Source organism: Paramagnetospirillum magneticum AMB-1, from assembly GCF_000009985.1.
GTDB classification, from domain to species: Bacteria; Pseudomonadota; Alphaproteobacteria; order Rhodospirillales; family Magnetospirillaceae; genus Phaeospirillum; species Phaeospirillum magneticum.
This window is the reverse complement of sequence record NC_007626.1, coordinates 2,676,209-2,698,121: the sequence shown is the minus strand read 5'-3', so window position 1 is coordinate 2,698,121 and position 21,913 is coordinate 2,676,209. Positions and strand designations below refer to the sequence as shown.

Here is a 21,913-nt window from a genome sequence, read left to right as displayed (position 1 = left end):
CTCGATCGCCCCGGACAGGGAGGTGCTACAGGCTTTTTCCCAGCCGCCCCGCCAGATCCTGAATGAACTGCCAGGCGACCCGGCCGGAACGCGACCCACGGGTCACCGACCATTCGTTGGCCTGGGCGTGAAGCTCCTCGGTGGAGATGGGCAGGCCGTAATGGGTCACATAGCCTTCGACGATGGCGAAGAAGGTATCCTGGCCCACGTGGTGGAAGCCCAGCCACAGGCCGAACCGGTCGGACAGCGACACCTTTTCCTCGACCGCCTCGCCGGGATTGATGGCCGTCGAACGCTCGTTGTCGATCATGTCGCGGGCCATCAGATGCCGGCGGTTGGAGGTGGCGTAGAAGATGACGTTGGCGGGCCGTCCCTCGATGCCGCCGTCCAGAACCGCCTTCAGGGATTTATAGGCGTCGTCCTGCTGGTCGAAGGACAGGTCGTCACAGAACAGGACGGCGCGGCGGCCGCTATCCCTGAGGATTCGCAGGCAGCGGGGCAGGGAGGGGATGTCCTCGCGGTGGATCTCCACCAGCAGCAGGGTGCCGGGCCTCTCGCCGTTCAAGGTGGCGTGCACCGCCTTGACCAGCGAGCTCTTGCCGGTGCCGCGCGCGCCCCACAACAGGGCGTTGTTGGCGGGGTAGCCATCGGCGAAGCGTCTGGTATTGTCCAGAAGCTGCTCGCGCTGGCGCTCGATGCCCTGCAGCAACTCGATGTCCACCCGGTTGACCACGGGCACCGGCTCCAGCCGGTCGGGATCGGCGTGCCAGACATAGGCGTCGGCGGCCGAAAGATCCTGGCCGGTGGCGGGCGGCGGAGAGAGGCGCTCCAGGGCCTCGGCGATACGGTTCAGGGCCTTGACGGCTTCGGCGTAGGGCATGGCTCAGTCCCTCGGGTTGGGGGCGGGGATGGTACCACCTTCGCCACATGGGGCAAGCAATTCGGAAAAAGGGTCACTTGGCGTTTGCATCGGCTGGATTGGCCGCTATATTCCCGCTGCATTCATTTATGCACGACTTCCCGAGGAGACAGTGATGTTCGTGTCGCCCGCTTACGCCCAGGCCGCCGCCGCCGGTGGTGGTTCCTTTGGTGCCCTGGAACAGTTTCTGCCTCTGATTCTGATCTTCGTGGTGTTCTACTTCCTGCTGATCCGTCCGCAGCAGAAGAAGATGAAGCAGCACAAGGAGATGCTGGGCCAGCTCCGCCGCGGTGACCGCGTGCTGACCGCCGGCGGCATCATTGGCACCGTCAACAAGCTGATCAACGACACCGAAGTGTCGGTCGAAATCGCCGAGGGCGTGCGCGTGCGCGTCCTGCGGACCACCATCACCGAGGTGATGTCCAAGACCGAGCCGGTGGCGGCCGACAAGGCCCCCGCAACTGCCGACAAGGCCAAGGACGACAAGTCCGACGCCGAACCCGCCGCCGACAAGTAAGGCTTTTCCTTCCTTCCAACCAGCACAGGCCGGGACATGAACCATTTTCCAAAATGGAAGATCGCATTGGTGGCGATTGTGAGCCTGTTCGGCATCGTCTTCGCGGTGCCGAACCTGCTGTCCCGCGATCAGGCCGACCGTATGCCGCACTGGCTGCAGCCGGTCAGCCTGGGCCTGGACCTTCAGGGCGGGTCCTATCTGCTGCTGGAGGTGGATACCGCCTATGTGTTCCGCGAACAGCTGACCTCGCTGGTGGAAGGCGTGCGCACCACGCTGCGCAAGGAAAAGATCAAGTACTCCGACCTGGGCGCCAGGGGCGATCAGGTCAGCGTGCGCATCATCGAGGCCGATGAGCGCGCCAAGGCCCGCGAATTTTTGCGCAAGATCGATGCCGAGGCGGCGATCGAGACCAGGGACGACGGTTCCATGGTGCTCAAATATTCCGAGCAGGCGGTCAAGGCCCGCAAGACCGCGGCCATCGAGCAATCGCTGGAGATCGTGCGCCGCCGTATCGACGAGTTGGGCACCCGCGAGCCCTCGATCCAGCGTCAGGGGGAGGATCGCATCGTCGTCCAGTTGCCCGGCGTCAAGGACCCCGACCGCATCAAGGCTCTGCTAGGCAAGACCGCCAAGCTGACCTTCCACCTGCTCGACGATTCCACCGGCGCCGACGAAGCGCAGAAGGGCCGGGTGCCGCCCGGCTCCATGCTGCTGCCCTCCGCCGAGAAGGAGCGGGGCATGCCGGAATCCTACGTGGTGCGCAAGCGCATCGAGGTGGGCGGCGACATGCTGGTGGATTCCAAGGCCACCTACAGCGAAGGCCGCCCGGTGGTCAGCTTCCGCTTCAGCGCCGCCGGCGCCAAGAAGTTCGGCGATGCCACCCGCGAGAATGCCGGCAAGTTCCTGGCCATCGTGCTGGACGAGAAGGTGATCAGCGCACCGCGCATCAACGAGCCCATCCTGGGCGGTTCCGGCATCATCTCGGGCAGCTTCTCGGTGCAGCAGGCCCAGGATTTGTCCCTGCTGCTGCGTGCCGGCGCCTTGCCCGCGCCGCTGCAGGTTCTTGAAGAGCGCACCGTCGGTCCCGATCTCGGCGCCGATTCCATCCAGGCCGGCGCCGTGGCCAGTCTGCTGGGCCTCGCCCTGGTGGTGGTGCTGATGATCATCGTCTATGGCTCGCTCGGCGCCCTTGCCGATCTCGCCATGGTGCTCAACCTGATTCTGCTGCTGGCCTCGCTGTCGGCCCTGGGGGCCACGCTGACCCTGCCGGGCATCGCCGGCATCGTGCTGACCATGGGCATGGCGGTGGATGCCAACGTGCTGATCTACGAGCGCATGCGCGAAGAGCAGCGCAACGGCCGCTCCATCATGTCGGCTATTCAGGCCGGCTATGACCGCGCCTTCGGCACCATCTTCGACGCCCACGTCACCACCCTGGTGGCGGCGGCGTTGCTGTTCCAGTTCGGCTCGGGTCCCGTTCGTGGTTTCGCCGTTACCCTGACGCTGGGCCTGCTGGCCTCGCTGTTCACCGCTGTGCTGGTCAATCGCATCATGGTGGTGACCTGGGTGCGCTGGCGCCGCCTCAAGACCCTGCCGCTGGCTTAAAGGAGCGAGAGACATGCAACTGATCGACCGCTTCCTGCCCCACGGCACCAAGTACGACTTCATCCGCTATCGCTGGTTCGCCTTCTGCATCACCGCCGTGCTGATCATCGGCTCGTTCGCCTCCATCGCGATCAAGGGCTTCAATTTCGGCATCGACTTCGCCGGCGGCATCCTGCTGGAGGCCCAATCCACCACCGGTCCCGCCGACTTGCACGGCATGCGCACCACACTCGGCCATCTGGGCCTGGGCGAGGTTTCGCTGCAGGAGTTCGGCACCACCGGCCGCGATGTGATGATCCGTGTCCAGCGCCAGGAAGGGGACGAGAAGACCCAGATGGCCGCGCTATCCAAGGTCAAGGCCTCCCTGGGCGAGGGCTTCACCTACCGCCGGGTCGAGATCGTCGGTCCCAAGGTGGGCGGCGAACTGGTGCGCGACGGCGTCCTGGCCGTGGTTCTGGCCCTGGGCGCCATCGCCCTGTATGTCTGGTTCCGCTTCGAGTGGCAATTCGGCGTCGGTGCCCTGGTGTCGACCTTCCACGACGTCATCACCACCTTCGGCCTGTTCTCCATCACCGGATTGGAGTTCAACCTGACCACCGTGGCGGCGATTCTGACCATCGCCGGCTATTCGGTGAACGACACCGTGGTGGAATATGACCGGGTGCGCGAGAATCTGCGCAAGTTCAAGACCATGTCGCTCTATGACCTGCTCAATCTGGCGGTCAACGAGACGCTGGCCCGCACCATCCTCACCGTGTCCACGGTGTTCGTCACCGTGCTGGCCCTGCTGTTCGTGGGTGGCGAGGTGCTGCGCGGCTTCTCCATCGCCATGCTGTGGGGCCTGATCATCGGCACCTTCTCGTCCATCTACGTGGCCATGCCCATGTTGATCTACTTCAACCTGCGTACCGGCAAGGCGGCGGAAGAGGCCGAGGCGGAGGAAGCCCCGACGGGTGGTCCCGCCGCGCCCTGATCCATGGACATCACCCCCCTCATTCCCACCGGCAGGCAGATCGTCAAGGGATACGGCGATGGCGGCTTCACCATCGCCGGCCTCCGTTGGGAGGGGTCGGTGCTGGTCCTGCCGGAGCGCACCCAGCCTTGGTCACCCCGCGATCTCGCCCAGGTCACCGAGGATAGCCTTGCCCCGCTGTTGACCCTGGAGGAAAAGCCCCGGCTTTTGCTGTTGGGATGTGGACAGCGCATGGCCCCGGTCCCCAGCGCCTTGCGCGCCGCCCTGCGGGCCGCCGGCATCACCCTGGAACTGATGGACACCGGCGGTGCTTGCCGCACCTTCAATGTTCTGGTGTCCGAAGACCGTTCCGTGGCGGCGGCGCTGATCGCGGTGTAATGGGCTGCCGCCCAGACCCGCTTGGGGCCAGAGGCCCCAAACCCCATTCATTTTATTGACAGAAACAAAGGGGGGGCTGGGGCATTCGCCCCAGATGGGCTTGGGCGATAGCCCAACAGGGCACAAAAAAGCCCCCAACCCACGCGGGAAGGGGGCTTTTCGTTGGCCCTGTGGCTTTAGCCGAGATTGGCTTCCACGAAGTCCCAGTTCACCAGATTGTCCAGGAAGCACTGGACGAAATCGGGGCGGCGGTTCTGCCAGTCGAGGTAATAGGCGTGTTCCCACACGTCGACGGTCAGCAGCGCCTTCTGGCCGTGGGCCAGGGGCAGGTCGGCATTGGCGGTCTTGGTGATCTTCAGCTTGCCGCCATCCAGCACCAGCCAGGCCCAGCCCGAGCCGAACTGGCCGACGGCAGCGGCCTTGAAGTCTTCCTTGAACTTGTCGAAGCCGCCCAGATCGGCCTCGATCTTGGCCAGCAGCTTGGCGCCCGGCTTGCCGCCGCCGCCCTTCTTCAGGCAGTTCCAGAAGAAGGTGTGGTTCCACACCTGGGCGGCGTTATTGAAAATGCCTTGCTTGGCCGGCAGATCGGCGGCGGCCACCTTGATCACCTCTTCCAGGGACTTGGACGCCAGATCGGTGTCCTTGGTCAGGTTGTTGAGGTTGGTCACATAGGCGGCGTGGTGCTTGCCGTGATGAAACTCGAACGTGCGGGCGGAAATGTGGGGCTCCAGCGCATCAATGGCGAAGGGGAGGGGCGGAAGCTCGAAGGCCATATTTCACCTCTATGTCGTCAAGGGGTTCTAAACCGATTTGGAAATCGTCTAAACGATGGACGGAAGATAGGAACTCTGGGGGCGATTGTGAAGCACCTTTGTCGACTATTGTCGAACTAGAAGGCCAAACCCGGCCGGTCCAGGCCCAGCCGCGCCGCGGCCAGGCCGCTGGAAATGGCCGCTTCGATGGTACAGGGCCAGGGCGAGGCGATCCAGTCGCCCGCGAGAAAAATTCCTTCAAAACCTGAAACCGGCCCTGGGCGGGTGGCAACGGTCCGGTTGTCATGGGCCAAGGTCGCCCGCTTTTCCTTCATGATGCGATAGGGCGGCGGGGCGATGGGCGGAAGGACCAGGGCCCGGCGGATTTCCTCCCACAGACGTTCGGCGATAGAATCGTTGTCGAGGTCGACCAGGGAACCGGCGGCGGACACGGTCACCGACAGGACGTCGCCGCGGGCGAACAGCCAATGGCCCGAAGCGTTGACCAGCCCGAGGAAGTGGCTGCCATGGGGGAGCTCCACCGGCTGGGCACAGCGGAAATGGGCGTTGACGATGGGCCGGGTCGGCAAATCGCACACGGTGCCGGGCAGAAGCGTTGCCGTCACCCAAGGGGGCAGGGCCAGGACGACCCGGTCGGCGGGTCCCAGGTCGATCTTTGTGTCATCGAAGGTCAGGCTGTGGGACGTGACGGATTTCAGGCGCCGGCGGAAATGGATTTCGCCGCCGAACAGCGACAGGGTCGCCAGGGCGGGGGCCACCAGGGCGGCGGACAGGCCGCCGGGGAAGATCCAGGGCGTTAGCGCCTGGGAGCCGCCCAACAGTGCCTTGCGCATGGTCCAGGCGAACATGCGGGCCGACGCCTCGTCGGGCGCGGTGTTCATGATCGCCTCGCACATGGGCAGCCACAGGCGGGTGAAGGACGGCGTGTTTCCGAGGCGGCTGGCCACGGTCTCGGCCTTGCCGGTCCACGGCAGGCCGAGGGCCTTGAGAATCTCGCGGATGCCGGCGGGCAGGCGCTTGGGGGTCACCGTCCATGACTTGGCCGATACCAAATCGATGAAGGGAAAGGCGGCGGGGGCCGCCACCATGGCCTCGATGCCGCCGGTGGCTCGGGCATAGGCCAGGGTCGTCCGGTTGGCGCCCAGCACCAGATGACTGCCATTGTCGATGACCCGGCCCAGCTTCTCGTCGAGAAACGAGCGGCAGCGTCCGCCGGCATGGCCGGCGGCCTCGTGGACGACGACTCGGGTTCCAGCCTTGGCGGCGGCGATAGCGGCGGAAAGACCGGCCAGCCCGGCTCCCACCACATGCAGGGTGCCCGGATTGCTCACGCCGTCAGCCCACGCCACAGGCCCACCAGGAAGACCCCGGCGTAATCCAGCTTGCCGAGCTTGACCCGCCCGGCCAGGGGATCGCCCCGGCGCAGCTTGGCCGAAAGCCGCTCGGCCACCCGCACGGTGATGGCCGATTGCAGGCGCATGCGCAGGTCCTTGACCCGCCCGGCCAGGGGCTGGGCCAGGGTGATCAGCCCGTCGGTGGCATCCAGCATCTGATCGAGGACATGGCGCAGGGCGGCGGGGCTGCTCGTGCCGGCCAGCACCTCGATACTCAATCCTTGAGCGGCCAGCCAGTCCCGAGGAATATAGACCCGCTTCAGCTCGTGGTAGTCCTTGCCGCAATCCTGGACGTGGTTCAGGACCTGCAGCGCGGCGCAGAGCGCGTCGGAGGGGGCGAAGGTGTCGTGGGACTCGCCGCTCAGGTCCAGCAGGAAGCGCCCCACCGGGGCGGCGGAATAGCGGCAATACTCCATCAGGTCGGCCCAATCGGCGCAGTAATCGCGCACCGAATCGCGGCGGAAGGCGTGCAGCAGCTGGGAGGCGTGCTCGATCATGGCCGCGTCGCCATCCACCGCCCGACGATACTCCTCGGCCAGGACCAGGGCGGGGCCGCTTTCGGTGCCGCGCAGGGCACGATCCAGGGCGTCGAGCCCGGCCACCTTTTCCTCGGAGGTTAAGCTCGGCGAATCGCCGATGTCGTCGGCGTGCCGGGCGAAGTGGTAATAGGCCATGATGGTGGCGCGCTTGGACTTGGGCAGCAGCAGCGAGGCCACCGGGAAGTTTTCCTGGGCGGCTGTCTTGCTGGCGGCGGGGAGGGACAAGGAGTTCGGCCTTCCATTTGGAGCGGGGAGGGGGAAGGGCTATATATGCCACGCTCCCCTGTCGGGCTCCAGTTGAAACGAGGCCTCATGTCCGCTCCGACCGCATCGCCATCCCCCCTCCTGTCCCACGCCGCCCGGCTGGTGTCCGAATTCGACCGCGATCGCTTCGTCACCGCCTGTTCGCGCCCCCCGAGAGGCGCGAGGCGCTGATGCTGCTCTACGCCTTCAACGTCGAGATCGCCAAGGTGCAGGAAAGCGTGCGCGAGCCCATGGCCGGGATGATCCGCCTGCAATGGTGGCGCGATTCCCTGATCAGCGGGGCGGAAGGCGGGGCTTGCGACAACCATCCGGTGGCGCGGCCCCTGGGCGAGCTGATTCGCGGGTGCGGCCTGCCTCTGGAGCCGTTCGACGACCTCATTTCGGCCCGTCAGGATGATCTCGAGGGCTTTTCTCCCAAGGATCTGCCCGAGGCCGAGCGCTATGCCGAGCGCAGTTCCGCCGCCCTGACGGCCTTGGCCTTGGCGGTGCTGGGGGCGGAAACCGAGGATTTCCGCCGGGCCGGCCGCCATATGGGGATCGCCTGGGGGCTGGTCGGCAATCTCCGCGCCCTGGGGCATCACCTGTCAATGGGCAAGTTGACATTGCCGGAAGACGTGCTTCGCACCGCCGGCACCAGCGCTGGCGCCATCAGGGAAGGGCGGGCGTCAACCGAATCGTTGACGGCCGCGGCCCAGGCCATGGGGCAATGTGCCCGTCACCACTTGGCCGAAGCCCGCCGGGTCAGGCCGGGTCGCCATGGGCTGGCGGCGCTGCTTCCGGCCATCCTGGCCGACGGCTATCTGCAAGTGCTTGAAAAAGCACGGTGGAATCCGTTCGATAGCCGGGTTTCCCGTCCCAATCCCCGGCCTGTTCGGCTGATTATCGCCCAGGCGATGGGGCGGTTCTGAGCAACATTGCCAAAGCGCAATGAAGACATTGCGGAAGTGCAATTTTAAAATTGCCTTAACGCAATGAAATCTGGAACCTGCAAAGGTAAGGCAAATATAGTGCTGCTCTCTGGCCGAGGCTACACTATTTTGTCCCATGCCGTTGCGGCCCGGCCATCAGGGCAACGTCACCACCAGCGGCGGCGGTATTGACCGACAGGCAGCGTTCCACTCCATAGCGGATCAGGGTATTGGGGCCTCCGGCTTTGGCGCCAGTGCCCGACAGCCCAAGCCCCCCGAAGGGCTGGGAGCCCACCACCGCGCCGATCATGGTGCGATTGACGTAGATATTGCCGATGCGGGCGCGGGCGATGACCTGGGCGATGGTGGCGTCGATGCGCGAGTGGATTCCCAGCGTCAGGCCGTAGGAGGTGGCGGCCACGCAGTCCAGCACCTGTTCCAGGCGCCCGGCTTCCCAGGGAATGACGTGCAGGATGGGGCCGAACACCTCGGACTGGAGCAGGTCCAGATTATCCAATTGATGGGCCATGGGCGCGAAGAAGGTTCCGACGCGGCAATCGGGTGGGCAAGCGGACTGCCCGATCATGCGGCCCGCATGCCTCAGCCTGCCGCCATGGGCCAGCAGACGCCGGCGGGAGGCCTCGTCGATCACCGGCCCCACATCGGTAGAGAGCAGGGCGGGATCGCCCAGGGACAGTTCCGCCATGGCTCCGGCCAGCAAAGGTTGGATGCGGGTCCAGGCCTCGCGCTGAATGAAGGCGACGCGCAGCGCCGAGCAGCGTTGCCCAGCCGAGCGGAAGGCGCTTTCCAGGCAATCGGCCACCACCTGCTCGGGCAGGGCCGAGGAATCGACGATCATGGCGTTGAGGCCGCCGGTCTCGGCGATCAGCGGCGCCAGCGGCCCATCCATCGCCGCCCGCAGGCGATTGATGTGTCGCGCCGTGGCGGTCGAGCCGGTAAAGGCTATGGCGTCAACTAGCGGGTTGACGGTCAGCGCCTCTCCTATGGCCGGGCCTCCCGGGACCAGATGCAGGGCCTGGGGCGGGACGCCGGCCTGATGCAGCAGCCTGACCGCGGCGGCGGCCATCAGCGGGGTCTGCGGCGCCGGCTTGGCCACCACCGCATTGCCGGCCGCCAGGGCGGCGGCCACCTGACCCACGAAGATGGCGAGGGGGAAGTTCCAGGGCGAGATGCAGGCGAACACGCCGCGCCCGCCCAGCATCAGCTCGTTGCTTTCGCCCACCGGGCCGGGCAGGCGGACCGGCTGGGAAAAGCGCGCCCGGGCCTCGGCGGCGTAGAAGCGCAGAAAGTCCACGGCTTCGCGCACTTCGGACAGAGCATCCGGGATGGTCTTTCCCGCCTCGCGAATGGCCAGGGCCATGAAGCGGGCCCGGTCGGCCTCCAGCCGGTCGGCCGCCCGCTCCAGAATGGAAGCCCGGGCTTCGCCCCCCAGATCGTCCCAGGCGGGAAAGGCGGCGCGGGCCGAGGCCAGGGCTGCCTCCACGTCGGCCGGGCTGGCATCCACCACCTCTCCGACGACGCGACGGTGGTCGGCGGGATCGAGGACCGGCTTCGCGGCCTGATTTTCCCTCTCGCGGCCATCGACGATAGGGGCCGAGCGCTCGGGCGTCGCCACTGCGGCCAGGGCCAGATCCAATTGGGCAAGAACCGCGGGAGAGGACAGGTCGAGCCCGCCGGAATTGCGCCGCGAGGGGCCGAACAGGGCCGACGGCTCGGCCACCAGTTGCGGCGTGATGCGTCCCAGGGCGGCCAGGGGATCGGCGGCGACCACGTGGGCGGGAATCTCTTCGTCGGCCAGTCGGCTGACGAAGGAGGAATTGGCGCCGTTCTCCAGCAGGCGGCGGACCAAATAGGGCAGCAATTCCTGGTGCGATCCCACCGGCGCATAGGTGCGGCACGGGAATTCCGGTACCAATTGGGCGTAAAGGGCCTCGCCCATGCCGTGCAGGCGCTGGAACTCCCAGTCGCCCGCCCCGCCGGTCATTTCCATGACGGCGGCGGCGGTATGGGCGTTGTGGGTGGCGAACTGGGGGTAGAACAGGTCGGGCCGGGCCAGAAGATCGGCGGCGCAGGCCAGATAGGAAACGTCGGTGGCCTCCTTGGTCGTGAAGACGGGAAAGCCGCCCAGGCCCCGTTCCTGGGCACGCTTGACCTCGCCATCCCAATAGGCGCCCTTGACCAGACGGATCATCAGCCGCTGTTGTCTCCGCGCCGCCAGGGCTCCGGCCCAGGCAATGACCGGCCGGGCCCGCTTTTGGTAGGCCTGCACCGCCATGCCGAAGCCATCCCAGCCGTCCAGGGCGGGATCGGCCAGGGCCGCTTCCATGACGTCCAGCGAGATGTCCAGGCGGTCGGCCTCCTCGGCGTCGATGGTCAGGCCGATACCGGCGTCGCGGGCCCTATGGCAGAGATCGCGCAGGCGTGGAACCAGTTCCCCCAGGACTCTCTGACGCTGGGCCATCTCGAAGCGTGGATGCAGCGCCGACAGCTTGACCGAGAGTCCCGGCCCGGCAATGGGGCCGGCGCCCTTGGCGTGGCGGCCCAGGGCCTCGATGGCGCCGGCATAGGCCCGGAGGTAGTCCTGCGCCGCCTGTTCGCAGCGCGCCGCCTCGCCCAGCATGTCGAAGGAGTGGCGATAGCCCCTGGCCTCCCACGCCCGGGCGTTGTCCAGGGCCTCGGCGATGGTGCGGCCCAGCACGAACTGGCGGCCCATCAGCCCCATGGCGTGGCGCAGGGCCCGCCGCACCACGGCCTCGCCCAGGCGGCCCGCCATCCGACCCAGGACGGCCCGGCCGTCCTCTTCCAGGTGCAGCAGGCGGTCGCCCAGTACCAGGGCCCAGGTGGAGGCGTTGACGAAGACCGATGGCGAGTGGCCAAGGTGCCCATCCCAATCGGCGGACGCGATCTTGTCCTTGATCAGCAGATCGACGGTGTGGTCGTCGGGGATGCGCAGCAAGGCCTCGGCCAGGCACATCAGCACCACGCCCTCGCGGGTGGAAAGGCGGTACTCGTTGAGAAGGCCGTCCAGGCCCAGGGTGCGGCGGTTTCGCCGTGCGCCATCAACCAGATTGACAGCGCGGTTGACGATGCGGCGCCGAGCCTCGTCCTCAAGCGGGATGCCGGCGCTCAGCCCGGAGACGAGGTCGGCCTCGGAGGTTCCGGCGGCCCGGTGGATGGCTTGGCGTTCAGGGTCGGGCGCGGGGAGGGGAGCGGTAAAAATCATGGCTTGTCCGGTTCCTCCCTGGCGCCCTATGACCGGCGCGTCGAGAAGCCGGTCACCATGTAGACCGGGCACCAGCCCAGCACCGCCGAGACCAGGGGCACGATGCCGACCCATCCCCAGGGGCCGATCAGGTTGGCCATGGCAAGACCCATCAGCCCCAGCGAAACCGCCGTCCGGATCAGGCGGTCCTTGCCTCCCATGTTGGAGTCCATCACACCGCCTCGACGGCGCAGGCCAGGTTCATTTCCTCGGCGGTGTTGGCGACGGTGGTCAGGCAGGCCTCGGCGCGGGCGGGAATGGCCACCGAAAAGCGGGTGACGTAGATTCCCTGCTCCGGCAGGCGCTGGGCGTCCATGCGCACGATATTGGCCTGAAACTCTCCGAACACTTCCGACAGCCTTGCCACCAGGCCGGGGCGGTCGCCGCCCGACACCACCACCCGGTGGGTGATGGTTCCGGCCGGTCCGTGGGCGGCATCCATCTCGAAGGCCCGCACCGAGATGCGCGCTCCGGCCAGGGCCGGCAGGCGTCCGAGATCGTCCTGCACCTCCCCGGCGGAAACGGAAGCGGGCAGTTCGCAGACCGAAGTGAACTCGGCACCGCTGCCCAACATGGCAAAGCTGGTATCGCCAAGATCCGCGCCAAGGTCGAAAAGCCTTCCGGTAATGGCCGCCACCAGGCCGGTACGGTCGGAACAGAATACAGAAACGAGCACGGTAGACATGATGACCTCTCGCAAGGAGCGCAAACGGCAAGACAACCCATCATGCGACAGGTTCAGACGTTTGTTAACCCCGAGACATCGGGGTATACTGGACCTGTAAATTACGAGGGGAAGATGCGCGGCTTGGGTCTGGCAATGTTGGTGATGGCCGTAACTGGCGTGGCTGCCTGGGTTTGGTGGCCGCGGGGCTACGGCATCAACCCGCAGGATGCCCGGCAGGTGGCCTTGGGCTACGACCTGTATAACCTCCACTGCGCCTCATGCCATGGCCACGATCTCAAGGGCGAGCCCAACTGGCAGGTTCCCAAGGCCAACGGCGAATTGCCGGCGCCGCCCCATGATGCTTCCGGGCATACCTGGCACCATCCCGAGGAACAGCTGTTCGCCATCATCAAGCACGGCACCGCCCGCTTCGCGCCACCCGGCTACAAGACGGCCATGCAGCCTTATGTGGGCAAGCTGAGCGATGCCGAGATCAAGGCCGTGCTGTCCTATATCGAATCCACGTGGCCGCCGGAGATTCTGGAACGCCGCGCGGCCATGCTGAAGCACTGAGCCCACAGCAGCTCAAACGTCTATATTTTCCGGTCTTTTTCCAGCGGCGTGGCGGTTCCAGGCCGCTTCGTAGCCGTCTTCCAGATGACTGGCGAAGCCGGCCGGGTCGAAGGCGGGCGACCTGGGCAGCAATTCCATCAGCCGGGTCCGCAGCGCCGCCAGCCGTGAGCGGTCGCGCCCCAGTTCGATGGCCAGCGCCTTGAGGGCGGATGGGCTTTCCACCGCCAGATCCGGCAGACCCAGGGCATGCAGCAGCGACGCCGCCACCCGGGAGCCCAGCCGATTGCCCGCCGCCGTGATCAGCGGCACCCCCATGCGCAAGCTGTCGGCGGCGGTGGTATGGGCGCCGCAAACCAGGGCGTCGACAAACAGGTCGGCGGCGGGCAGGCGGGCGAGATGATCGGGCCGGGGCAGGGAGGGCGCCCAGATCAGGCGGGCGGAATCGATCCCCGCCTTGGCGGCCGCCGCTTCGAGTCGCTGCCGCGCCAGGTCCGGCGGGGACAGCAACCAGAGCACCGCCTGGGGCAGCTCCGCCAGAATCTCCAGCCAGAGGGTGAAGGTGGCCCGGTCGAGCTTGCGGTGACCGTTGAACGAACATAGCACCAGCCGGTCGTCCGGCAGGCCCAGGGATGCGCGGGACGGCGCCACTCCGGGGGGAGACCATGCAAGGTTGGCCTGATAGCTATTGGGAAGCCGGATCAGCTTTTCGGAAAAATGGCCGCCATGGGCGGGCGGCACCAGGACCGGATCGACGATGGCGTAATCCAGCCAGGGGGCGGCGGAGCTGGCGGCCAGCCCCAGCCAGACCGCCTGGACCGGGGCGGGGCGCAGGGCGGCGATGCCGGGGCGGGCATAGCGGGTGAAAACCGACAGATCGACCAGGATATGGGCGCAGTCGGCGGCGATGCGCTCGGCGGCGGCGCGGTCGCTGAGGGAGGACAGATCGACGAAGGCCTCGCAGTCGCGCGCCATGCGCTGGCGCCAGTCCGACCCATCGTCCGGACCGACCGAATAGGCGACCGGGCGGACCCGGCTCCGGTCGTGGTGGGCGAAGATGTCGCCGGCCAGATGCATGGTGGCGTGCTCGCGGAAATCGGGCGAGAGATAGCCCACCGTCAGGGGCGGCGCCGTCTTCGGTTGGGGGTGAACCGCCGGCCGGGGCTGGCCGGGGACCCGGAAGGCGACCTCCAGCTCGGCGATACGGCGCATTTCCTCGCCGGTGAAGGGGTAGAACAGGGCATCCTGGGTGGAGAGCGGCAACTGCCCCTTGATCTCGCCGCGCTGAATGGCGGCGCGGATTTCGGCGAACAGCCTGTCCTCGTTGTCCCAATCGGCGGTCTCCCGATAGGCCCGCAGCAGATGCCCCCGGGCCGGGACGAGGGCGGGATTGATGGCCAGGGCCTTTTCCAGGGCGGCGATGGCCTCGGAGTGGCGTCCCAGACGCAACAACGCCTGTCCTCGCAGGGCGTGCAGTTCACCGACGCCCGGGTGCAGGCGGACGGCGTCGTCCAGGGCGGACAGGGCGGCCTGAGTGTCGGCCATGGACACCAGCAGGATGCCGAGATTGATGTGCCCGCCGACAAAGCCGGGGGCGACCCGGGTCAGGCGATGGAAGGCCTGGGCGGCCTCCTCCATGCGGCTCAGCGTCCGCAGCGCGTTGCCCAGGGCCAGCAGGCTTTCCGGATCGTTGCCTGCGGCCAGCCGTTCCAGGATGGGCAGGGCCTCGGCGGCGCGGTCCAGCGCCATCAACCCCTTGGCCTTGCTGAACAGCGAGGGCGAATGGCCCGGCTGGGCGGCCAGGATGCGGTCGAGATGGGGCAGGGCCTCGGTGTGGCGTCCGGCCATCAGCAGGAACAGCGCCAGATTATAACGGACCGGAACGGCCGAGGGGGCCGCCCTGACCAAGCCGTCCAGGATGGCGATGGCGGGCGTCAGCTTGCCCGCCTGGGCCAGCTTGATCGCCTTCGCCATGTCCTGATCGATGTTCATGGTATCCTATCTAGGTCCTCAGTCGCCGGGCGCTTCGCTTGGCTTTCGCGGCATAAGCCGCGGCGGGCCTTGCCCTTGCCGCCGGGCGTGGCCCGGCGGAATGCCCATCCCTTATCGTCCCTCAGCCCGCGTATCAAGCCGGAAAGACGTGGAGCGGCCGGGGAACGGTGCGCCAGGTGCCGGCCCGCTTCTCGAACCAGTGGTGGCGGATGGTGTGGAAGACTTCGCCGCTCCAGCCCCGGATGGCCACTTCCATGTGGCCGGCGTCGAAGCGCAGCAGGCAATAGCCGTTGGCATCCTCGCGCAGCCGGGTGGAACAGGCGGTGGTGGCCTGGACCAGCACCAGGGAATGGCCGTGCACGCCGTTGATCAGTTCCACATGGGCGTGATGGACATGACCGGTGAGCACCGCGTCGATGCCGTGCTCCACCAGCACCTCGTAGGGATGCCCTCCCGAGGTGGTCGAGGGCGGATGGTGCAGGAAGACCAGCTTGGTGGCCTCCGGGGAGGCGCCGTCCAGGGTGGCTTCGAGGTGGTCGAGATGGGCGCCCTTCAGCGCTCCCGACTTCCAGCGCAGCGACCGGGTGCTGTCCAGGCCGATGGCCACCAGGGAGTCGTCGGCCCAGGCGGGAAAGGGCTCGTGGCCGGGCAGGTGCTTGTGGAACTTGGCGCGGGGACGGAACATGCGCTTCCACGGCCGGTAAAGCGGCTCCAGGTCGTGATTGCCCGGCACCACCAGGGTCGGCGCGGGGCAATGGGAGAGGAAGGTTCGGGCCTCGGCGAACTGATGCGATCGGGCCCGCTGGGTGAGATCGCCCGAGACGATCACCAGATCCGGGCGCTGGTGCTGCAGGTCGTGGAGCAGAGCGGCCACCACCCTGCCGTCGGTGCGGCCGAAATGCAGATCCGAGAGGTGGGCGACGGTTTTCACGACACGGCCTCCCGCGGGGGCATCAGGACCCGCAAGGCCTTTGGCCGGGCGCGGAAGATCAGCGGCGCGCTCATCACCGTCACCTCGCCGTCCAGGGACACCATCATCCGGCGCTTGCGGCTGGTGACGCGCACTTCCTCGGTGGTGAAGGTCTTGAGGCGGGGACTGGCCCGCCAATGCCCCAGAACCGCCTCGAAGAACAGCCACAGCAAGGACAGCCGGCCGGAGCAGGCGGCGACGTGAATGACCAGCTTGCCGGTATCCAGCGCCTCGCGCGACAGGGGCAGCGGCTCCTCGCGCCAGGGATTGTTGGTGATGAATAGCATGGGGGTGGACACGGTGACGCTCCCCTCGGGCAGGTTCAGCGTCACGTCGATCAGCGGAAAGCGGCGAAAGGCCCGCAGCGCCGCCAGGGCCATGGCCCGGCCCTTGCGCATGCCGTCGCGCTGCATGTGGTCGCGGCGCCGCACCACCCAGGGATGCATGCCCATGGAGGCCCAGATGGCGAAGGGCAGGCCGTTGACCTCCGCCAGATCGATGTCGCGGGCGCTGGCTCCGGCCAGGATGCTGGCGGCTTCCACCGGGTCGCGGGGCAGCCCCAGGTCGCGGGCGAAGAGATTGAGGGTTCCCAGCGGCAGGATGCCCAGCGGCTTGGCCCGACCCAATCCAGCCAGCACCGCGGTCAGGATGGTGCCGTCGCCGCCGCCCACCACCACGGCGTCGAGATCGCGGTCATCGACCAAGACCGACAGGGTGCGGGCCAGTTCGCGCCGCCCGACGATTTCGACGCGCACCACATGCCCGGCCTCGGCCAGGGCGGCGACGATGGCCGCCACGGTGGTGTCCAGCGGCAGGCGGCGGAAGGTTCCGGCGGAACGGTTGATGACGAGGGCTAGTCTCATGCCCTGACAGCACTCCGACACTAATCTGCTGTCAAGTCTTCCGGCTTAAAAGATCGGCTTTTCTCCGAACACCAGGGTTTCGCCGCCCGGCAGCACGGCCCGGTCACGGCCGCCGCGCTTGGCCTCGTACATGCGCTGGTCGGCCAATTCGATCAGGCGTGGCCAGTCGCTGGCGTTATCGGCCAGTCGCTCGGCAACGCCGATGGAGGCCGTCATGGGATTACCGTCGGGGCGCAGGCCAAAGCCAGAACTGCGCAGGCGCTCCATCAGGATACGGGCGCCCTCGGCGTTGGTTTCGGTCAGGATGGCGACGAATTCCTCGCCGCCCCAGCGCACCAGGACGTCGCCGCGCCGCAGCCCCTGGCGCAGATTCTCGGCCAAGGCCCGCAAGGCGTTGTCGCCTTCCTCGTGCCCGAAGGTGTCGTTGATGGACTTGAACTTGTCCAGGTCGAAGAAGGCGATGGACAGCGGGGTGTTGCGCATGGCCGACAGGCGGAACTGCAGGTCCAGGGCTTCGCCGCCCGACCGCCTGGTATAGGCGCCGGTCAGGGGGTCGATCATGGCCCGGTTGACCAGGGCGGTGATGTAGTGAAGCTGGCTCATGCCCGAGAACATGGCCACGCCCATCACCAGCACCATCAGCCAGAACATGGGGCCGTGCACGTCCACGGTGAGCGTCTGGCCGCCCATCAGCAGGCCGATCACCGCGAAGGCGAAAGCCGGGGCCGAAAACAGCGCCACCTCGAAGGCGGTCAGCGGAAAGATCGCCAGACCGGCCAGCACGATATTGGGCATCAGGGCATAGAGCTTGGTGACCAGCAGGGCGATTCCGGTGACGTTGAGGTCGGCGGTCACCTCGATGGAGATCAGGTAGAACACCGGCGGCACCAGCAGCATGGCCATCAGCATGGAATCCGCCTGCAGGCGAGTCTTGGTGATGTCCCACGGCCAGGCCAGCAGCAGGAACACCACGCCCGAGCCCAGGCGTAGCGCCGTCATCATCGCCCATTGCGGCCAGGGGAAGACGAACCAGTCGATGATGGACCACAGCGGCACCATGACCGCGAAAATGGCGGCGACCAGCTGGATGCGCGAAATGATCACCGACGCGGCGTGGCGCCGGATATGGGCCGAGTGGCGGATGGGCACCAACAGGTCGAAGAACTGGCCCCAGGTGATCTTGATGGGGGCGAAGAGGTGGGCGGCAAAGGATCGCCAGCCCTTGGGGCCTCTGCTGTTGGCGTCGATCAGGTCCGATTGCATCTGTCCAGAACCGTCCACAGCCCATCTCCCGCACTTGAACGAGCAACGGCACTCGAAACGGGGCGGAGGGTATTGGAAAAACCGTATGTTGACAATGGTCAAGCATGGCACATCGCGGTTGAAATGCCTGCGGTCCAGACGCATGCTCCTCGGACAACACAGTGCCGTAAAGGCCGCATCCGGACGACAACGGGAGACGCAGATGTCCGCAGCCAATCCGTACAATACCCATCTCGACAAGAACCCGGCCAATTACGTGCCGCTGACGCCGCTGGGATTTCTCGAGCGCTCCGCTTCCGTCTATCCCGATCGCATCTCTGTGGTTCACGGCGACCTGCGCTTTACCTGGAAGCAGACCTATGACCGCTGCCGCCGTCTCGGCTCGGCCCTGGCGGCACGGGGCGTCGGCGTGGGCGACACCGTGGCGGTGATGGCCGCCAACACTCCGGCGGCCTATGAGGCGGCGTTCGGCGTGCCCATGACCGGCGGCGTGCTGTGCGCGCTGAACATCCGGCTCGACGCCGAGGCCATCGCCTTCATGCTGCAGCACGGCGAGGCCAAGGTTCTGCTGACCGATCGGGAATTCGCCCCCACCATTAAAAAGGCGCTGTCGCTGCTCGAAGCCAAGCCCATCGTCATCGATATCGACGATGCCGCCGTCACCACCGGTGAGATGCTGGGCGAGATGGAATACGAGGCGTTCATCGCCGGCGGCGATCCCGAATATGCCTGGGTCTGGCCGTCGGACGAGTGGGACGCCATCGCGCTCAACTACACCTCCGGCACTACCGGCAATCCCAAGGGCGTGGTCTATCACCATCGCGGCGCCTATATCAACGCGCTGGGCAATGTCGTCAACTGGGGGATGACGGGGCATCCGGTCTATCTGTGGACCCTGCCCATGTTCCACTGCAACGGCTGGTGCTTCCCCTGGACACTGGCGGCCCTGGCCGGCACCAATGTCTGCCTGCGCCGGGTGGACGGCGGGCATATGTTCGCCGCTATCGAGAAGCACAAGGTCACCCATATGTGCGGCGCGCCCATCGTCATGGGCATGCTGATCAACGCCCCGGAAAAGGACCGCCGGCCGCTGCCCCACCCGGTGGAGTTCATGACCGCCGCCGCTCCGCCGCCGGCGGCGGTGATCGGCCGGCTGGAATCCCAGGGCTTCAAGATCACCCATGTCTATGGCCTGACCGAGGTCTATGGCCCGGCCACGGTCTGCGCCTGGAAAGAAGAATGGGACGAACTGCCCCTGGACGAGCGGGCGAAGATGAAGTCCCGCCAAGGCGTGCGCTACGTCAACGAAGAGGCCATGATGGTCGCCGACCCGGTGAGCCTGGTGCCCGTGCCCAAGGACGGCGCGACCATGGGCGAGGTGTTCTATCGCGGCAACGTGGTGATGAAGGGCTATCTCAAGAATCCCAGTGCCACCAACGAAGCCTTCTCCGGCGGCTGGTTCCATACCGGTGACCTGGGGGTCTGGCACGCCGACGGCTATATCGAGCTGAAGGACCGGTCCAAGGACATCATCATCTCGGGCGGCGAGAACATCTCGACCATCGAGGTGGAGGGCGTCTTGTACCAGCACCCGTCGGTCGGCGAAGCCGCCGTGGTGGCCCGGCCCGACGAGAAATGGGGAGAGACCCCTTGCGCCTTCATCGGCCTGAAGGACGGAGCCACCGCCACGGCGGAAGAGATCATGGCCTTTTGCCGCGAACGGCTGGCGCATTACAAGTGCCCGCGCACCGTGGTTTTCACCAATCTGCCCAAGACCTCCACCGGCAAGGTGCAGAAATACGTCCTGAGGGAAATGGCCAAGAAACTCAACGGTTGACGGGAAGGGCGTGGAGCTGCTCCGGCCCCACGCCTCTCTGTCCCTGCTAAAGATGCCGTCGCCTTTTGGTTTAGCACTACCGGTAATTTGACTGGTCGTACCAAGGCCAGCTATAGTCCCCGCATGATGAATATCAAGATCGGCGACGAACAAACAAAGGTAATAAAAAAGGAAGCTGTCGCCGCCTTGCCCACGCATGCGGCGCATCGCGGATTGGCCGAGCGGCTGATCTGTCTTCACGACGAGATCAAGGGCGACAACGCGCTGGCCGGACTGAGCCGGATCGCCATCGCCCTGTACGACGAGTCGTCGGATATCCTCAAGACGTTCATCCATTCCAGCGACGGCGAGAGCCCGCTGGACCATTCCACGGCCAAGCTTGCCGAAATGCCCGGGCTGAAGCGGCTGGCGGGGACCGGCGGTCGCCGTACCCTGAATGACCTGGAGAAGGTGGCGGCCAGCGGCCAGGACCACGCCACGCGCCTGCTGGCGGCGGGCTACCGGTCCAGCTACACCGTACCCATCCAGTCCAAGGGCATGTTCTACGGTTTTCTGTTCCTCAATTCCTTCGAGGCGGGCTTTTTCTCGCCGCCGGTGGTTCACCGTCTGCGCCCCTATGCCGAACTGATCGCGCAGATCATCATGCGCGAGCTGGACACCGTGCGGATGATGCAGGCGGCGGTGAAGGTGATCCGTCAGGTCTCCACCGTGCGTGACGAGGAAACCGGAGCCCATCTGGCCCGCATGGCCCGCTATACGCGGCTGATCGCCCTCAAGCTGGCGCCGCAATGCTGTCTGACCGACGAATATGTCGAGTACCTGTTCCAGTTCGCGCCACTGCACGATCTCGGCAAGATTTCGGTACCCGACCACATTCTGCTCAAGCCGGCGCGGCTGACGCCCGAGGAATTCAACGTCATGAAGGGCCATGTGGCCCGGGGCGTCGAAATCATCGACCTGATGGTCGGCGACATGGGGCTGCAATCGCTGCCGCATTTCCACATGCTGCGCAACGTCATCGCCTATCATCACGAGGCCATGGACGGAAGCGGCTATCCCTATGGCCTGCGGGGAAGCGACATCCCCCTGGAGGCGCGGATCGCCGCCGTGGCCGATGTGTTCGATGCGTTGACCTCGGCCCGTCCGTACAAGGAGGCCTGGACCAACGAAGCGGCTTTCGACCTGTTGCGCAGCCAGGCCGGGGAAAAGTTCGATCCCCAGTGCGTTGCCGCTCTGATCGACAGCGCCGTTCAGATCGGTGATATTCAGACTCGCTTTGACGAGACGGTGTACGACTGATGCATTCCCTGGCGCGTCTGATGGGGCTGGCCGCCCTGGTCCTGGCGACCGGCGCGGCGGCGGCCGAGTCCGGCCAGCAGCAATGGTCGGGGATCGGCCAACCCGCCACGGGGCCGGCTTCGGTGATCGGCTCGCCCGCCGCCGGCTGTCTCAAGGGCGCCGTGCCCTTGGCCGAGGACGAGCATTCGTTTCAGGTGCTGCGGCCGTCGCGCAACCGCCATTGGGGGCATCCAGCGACAATCCGCTTTGTGGGCGATCTCGCCAGGGCGACGAAGGGGGAGGGGATCTCGGGTCCGCTCCTGATCGGCGACATGGCGCAGCCGCGGGGCGGCCCCATGCCCGCCGGTCACGGCAGCCATCAGAACGGTCTGGACGTTGACATCTGGTTCCGACTGCCGGCCAAGCCCCTGAGCCGCGCCGAGATCGAGACGCCCAAGCCCGTCTCCATGGTTTACGGCACCGAGATCGACGAGGATGCCTGGACTCCGGCCCAGGCCCGTCTGCTGGAACTGGCGGCCCGCGCCCCCCAGGTGGACCGCATCTTCGTCAACCCCGCCATCAAGAAGGCCATGTGCCGCGCCGTTCCCGCCGATGGCGACCGGTCGTGGCTGCGCAAGCTGCGTCCCTGGTGGGGGCATGACGAGCATTTCCACGTGCGCCTGTCGTGCCCCGCCGACAGCCCCGATTGCGAGCGGCAAAAGCCCATGCCCGAAGGCGATGGCTGCGGCGAGGAACTAGAGTCCTGGTCGGCCAGGCCCACCTGGCCCGCGCCGCCGTCCAGGCCCCATCACCAGTCCCGCCCGCTGCCCGAAGCCTGCGCCGGCTTGTTCCGCAAGGGGTAAGCCATTACATCTCTTGCAATTGGCCGGGGAAGGGCGTAGAACCCCGCCACCAATCCG

20 protein-coding genes are annotated in these 21,913 nt (G+C 66.5%); 9 read left to right on the top strand and 11 right to left on the bottom strand.

Annotated elements, in window-relative coordinates; translation table 11 throughout:
- Window positions 1-25 precede the first annotated feature (25 nt).
- Window positions 26-880: an ATP-binding protein gene (locus AMB_RS12655; protein WP_011384897.1), complete on the bottom strand. Its 855-nt coding sequence runs from the start codon at window positions 878-880 to the stop codon at window positions 26-28.
- Between the two features lie 154 nt (window positions 881-1,034).
- Between AMB_RS12655 and yajC the strand changes: the two genes are divergently transcribed.
- The 4 genes from yajC to AMB_RS12635 are packed head-to-tail and all read left to right on the top strand — an operon-like array spanning window position 1,035 to window position 4,392.
- Window positions 1,035-1,436 (top strand): preprotein translocase subunit YajC, encoded by a 402-nt coding sequence (gene yajC / locus AMB_RS12650; RefSeq protein ID WP_043744447.1) that lies wholly within the window; start codon window positions 1,035-1,037, stop codon window positions 1,434-1,436.
- 36 nt (window positions 1,437-1,472) lie between these two features.
- Window positions 1,473-3,041, top strand: a complete 1,569-nt coding sequence (gene secD, locus AMB_RS12645) for a protein translocase subunit SecD (protein ID WP_011384895.1) — start codon at window positions 1,473-1,475, stop codon at window positions 3,039-3,041.
- Window positions 3,042-3,054: 13 nt separating this feature from the next.
- Complete coding sequence (gene secF / locus AMB_RS12640; RefSeq protein ID WP_011384894.1) at window positions 3,055-4,014, top strand: protein translocase subunit SecF; 960 nt, start codon at window positions 3,055-3,057, stop codon at window positions 4,012-4,014.
- A 3-nt stretch (window positions 4,015-4,017) separates the two neighbouring features.
- The gene (locus tag AMB_RS12635) at window positions 4,018-4,392 is read left to right on the top strand and encodes an Mth938-like domain-containing protein (protein WP_011384893.1); all 375 of its coding nucleotides are present in this window, start codon (window positions 4,018-4,020) and stop codon (window positions 4,390-4,392) included.
- Between the two features lie 176 nt (window positions 4,393-4,568).
- Here AMB_RS12635 and AMB_RS12630 read toward each other — a convergent pair whose 3' ends face one another.
- The 3 genes from AMB_RS12630 to hpnC form a co-directional block, all read right to left on the bottom strand.
- Window positions 4,569-5,165 (bottom strand): superoxide dismutase, encoded by a 597-nt coding sequence (locus AMB_RS12630; RefSeq protein WP_011384892.1) that lies wholly within the window; start codon window positions 5,163-5,165, stop codon window positions 4,569-4,571.
- A gap of 116 nt (window positions 5,166-5,281) precedes the next feature.
- Window positions 5,282-6,496, bottom strand: coding sequence for a hydroxysqualene dehydroxylase (locus tag AMB_RS12625; RefSeq protein ID WP_011384891.1), 1,215 nt, complete (start codon window positions 6,494-6,496; stop codon window positions 5,282-5,284).
- Complete coding sequence (gene hpnC / locus AMB_RS12620) at window positions 6,493-7,323, bottom strand: squalene synthase HpnC (RefSeq protein ID WP_011384890.1); 831 nt, start codon at window positions 7,321-7,323, stop codon at window positions 6,493-6,495. Before hpnC ends, AMB_RS12625 begins: the two co-directional genes overlap by 4 nt.
- Window positions 7,324-7,532: 209 nt before the next feature.
- On the opposite strand from hpnC, the gene AMB_RS12615 reads away from it, so the two are divergent.
- On the top strand, window positions 7,533-8,270 hold the full coding sequence (locus AMB_RS12615; protein WP_011384889.1) for a squalene/phytoene synthase family protein: 738 nt from the start codon (window positions 7,533-7,535) through the stop codon (window positions 8,268-8,270).
- 124 nt (window positions 8,271-8,394) lie between these two features.
- On the opposite strand, the gene putA is transcribed toward AMB_RS12615, so the two are convergent.
- Genes putA through AMB_RS12600 form a run of 3 tightly spaced genes read right to left on the bottom strand, consistent with a single transcriptional unit; the run spans window position 8,395 to window position 12,238 of the window.
- Entirely contained in the window at window positions 8,395-11,514 is a 3,120-nt protein-coding gene (putA, locus tag AMB_RS12610; RefSeq protein ID WP_011384888.1) for a bifunctional proline dehydrogenase/L-glutamate gamma-semialdehyde dehydrogenase PutA, read from the bottom strand.
- Window positions 11,515-11,540: 26 nt separating this feature from the next.
- On the bottom strand, window positions 11,541-11,726 hold the full coding sequence (locus AMB_RS12605; RefSeq protein ID WP_011384887.1) for a YgaP family membrane protein: 186 nt from the start codon (window positions 11,724-11,726) through the stop codon (window positions 11,541-11,543).
- Window positions 11,726-12,238, bottom strand: a complete 513-nt coding sequence (locus AMB_RS12600) for a glycine cleavage system protein R (RefSeq protein WP_083763516.1) — start codon at window positions 12,236-12,238, stop codon at window positions 11,726-11,728. Before AMB_RS12600 ends, AMB_RS12605 begins: the two co-directional genes overlap by 1 nt.
- A 159-nt stretch (window positions 12,239-12,397) precedes the next feature.
- Between AMB_RS12600 and AMB_RS12595 the strand changes: the two genes are divergently transcribed.
- Window positions 12,398-12,793, top strand: coding sequence for a c-type cytochrome (locus AMB_RS12595; protein WP_231848836.1), 396 nt, complete (start codon window positions 12,398-12,400; stop codon window positions 12,791-12,793).
- A 12-nt stretch (window positions 12,794-12,805) separates the two neighbouring features.
- On the opposite strand, the gene AMB_RS12590 is transcribed toward AMB_RS12595, so the two are convergent.
- The 4 genes from AMB_RS12590 to AMB_RS12575 all read right to left on the bottom strand — a co-directional run bounded on the left by AMB_RS12590 (window position 12,806) and on the right by AMB_RS12575 (window position 17,896).
- Complete coding sequence (locus AMB_RS12590; protein ID WP_011384885.1) at window positions 12,806-14,782, bottom strand: tetratricopeptide repeat protein; 1,977 nt, start codon at window positions 14,780-14,782, stop codon at window positions 12,806-12,808.
- Between the two features lie 133 nt (window positions 14,783-14,915).
- Window positions 14,916-15,713 (bottom strand): metallophosphoesterase family protein, encoded by a 798-nt coding sequence (locus tag AMB_RS12585; protein WP_011384884.1) that lies wholly within the window; start codon window positions 15,711-15,713, stop codon window positions 14,916-14,918.
- Window positions 15,710-16,615, bottom strand: a complete 906-nt coding sequence (gene mamU, locus AMB_RS12580) for a lipid kinase MamU (RefSeq protein WP_043744443.1) — start codon at window positions 16,613-16,615, stop codon at window positions 15,710-15,712. The genes AMB_RS12585 and mamU overlap by 4 nt, the downstream gene beginning before the upstream one ends.
- Window positions 16,616-16,660: 45 nt before the next feature.
- Window positions 16,661-17,896: a GGDEF domain-containing protein gene (locus AMB_RS12575; protein WP_158303970.1), complete on the bottom strand. Its 1,236-nt coding sequence runs from the start codon at window positions 17,894-17,896 to the stop codon at window positions 16,661-16,663.
- Between the two features lie 184 nt (window positions 17,897-18,080).
- On the opposite strand from AMB_RS12575, the gene AMB_RS12570 reads away from it, so the two are divergent.
- The 3 genes from AMB_RS12570 to mepA all read left to right on the top strand — a co-directional run bounded on the left by AMB_RS12570 (window position 18,081) and on the right by mepA (window position 21,856).
- A complete protein-coding gene (locus AMB_RS12570; RefSeq protein WP_043744440.1) occupies window positions 18,081-19,715 on the top strand; it encodes an acyl-CoA synthetase in 1,635 nt (544 codons plus the stop codon).
- A gap of 186 nt (window positions 19,716-19,901) precedes the next feature.
- Window positions 19,902-21,014 (top strand): HD-GYP domain-containing protein, encoded by a 1,113-nt coding sequence (locus AMB_RS12565; protein ID WP_011384881.1) that lies wholly within the window; start codon window positions 19,902-19,904, stop codon window positions 21,012-21,014.
- A complete protein-coding gene (gene mepA, locus AMB_RS12560; protein WP_011384880.1) occupies window positions 21,014-21,856 on the top strand; it encodes a penicillin-insensitive murein endopeptidase in 843 nt (280 codons plus the stop codon). Before AMB_RS12565 ends, mepA begins: the two co-directional genes overlap by 1 nt.
- The last annotated feature ends 57 nt before the right edge of the window (window positions 21,857-21,913 follow it).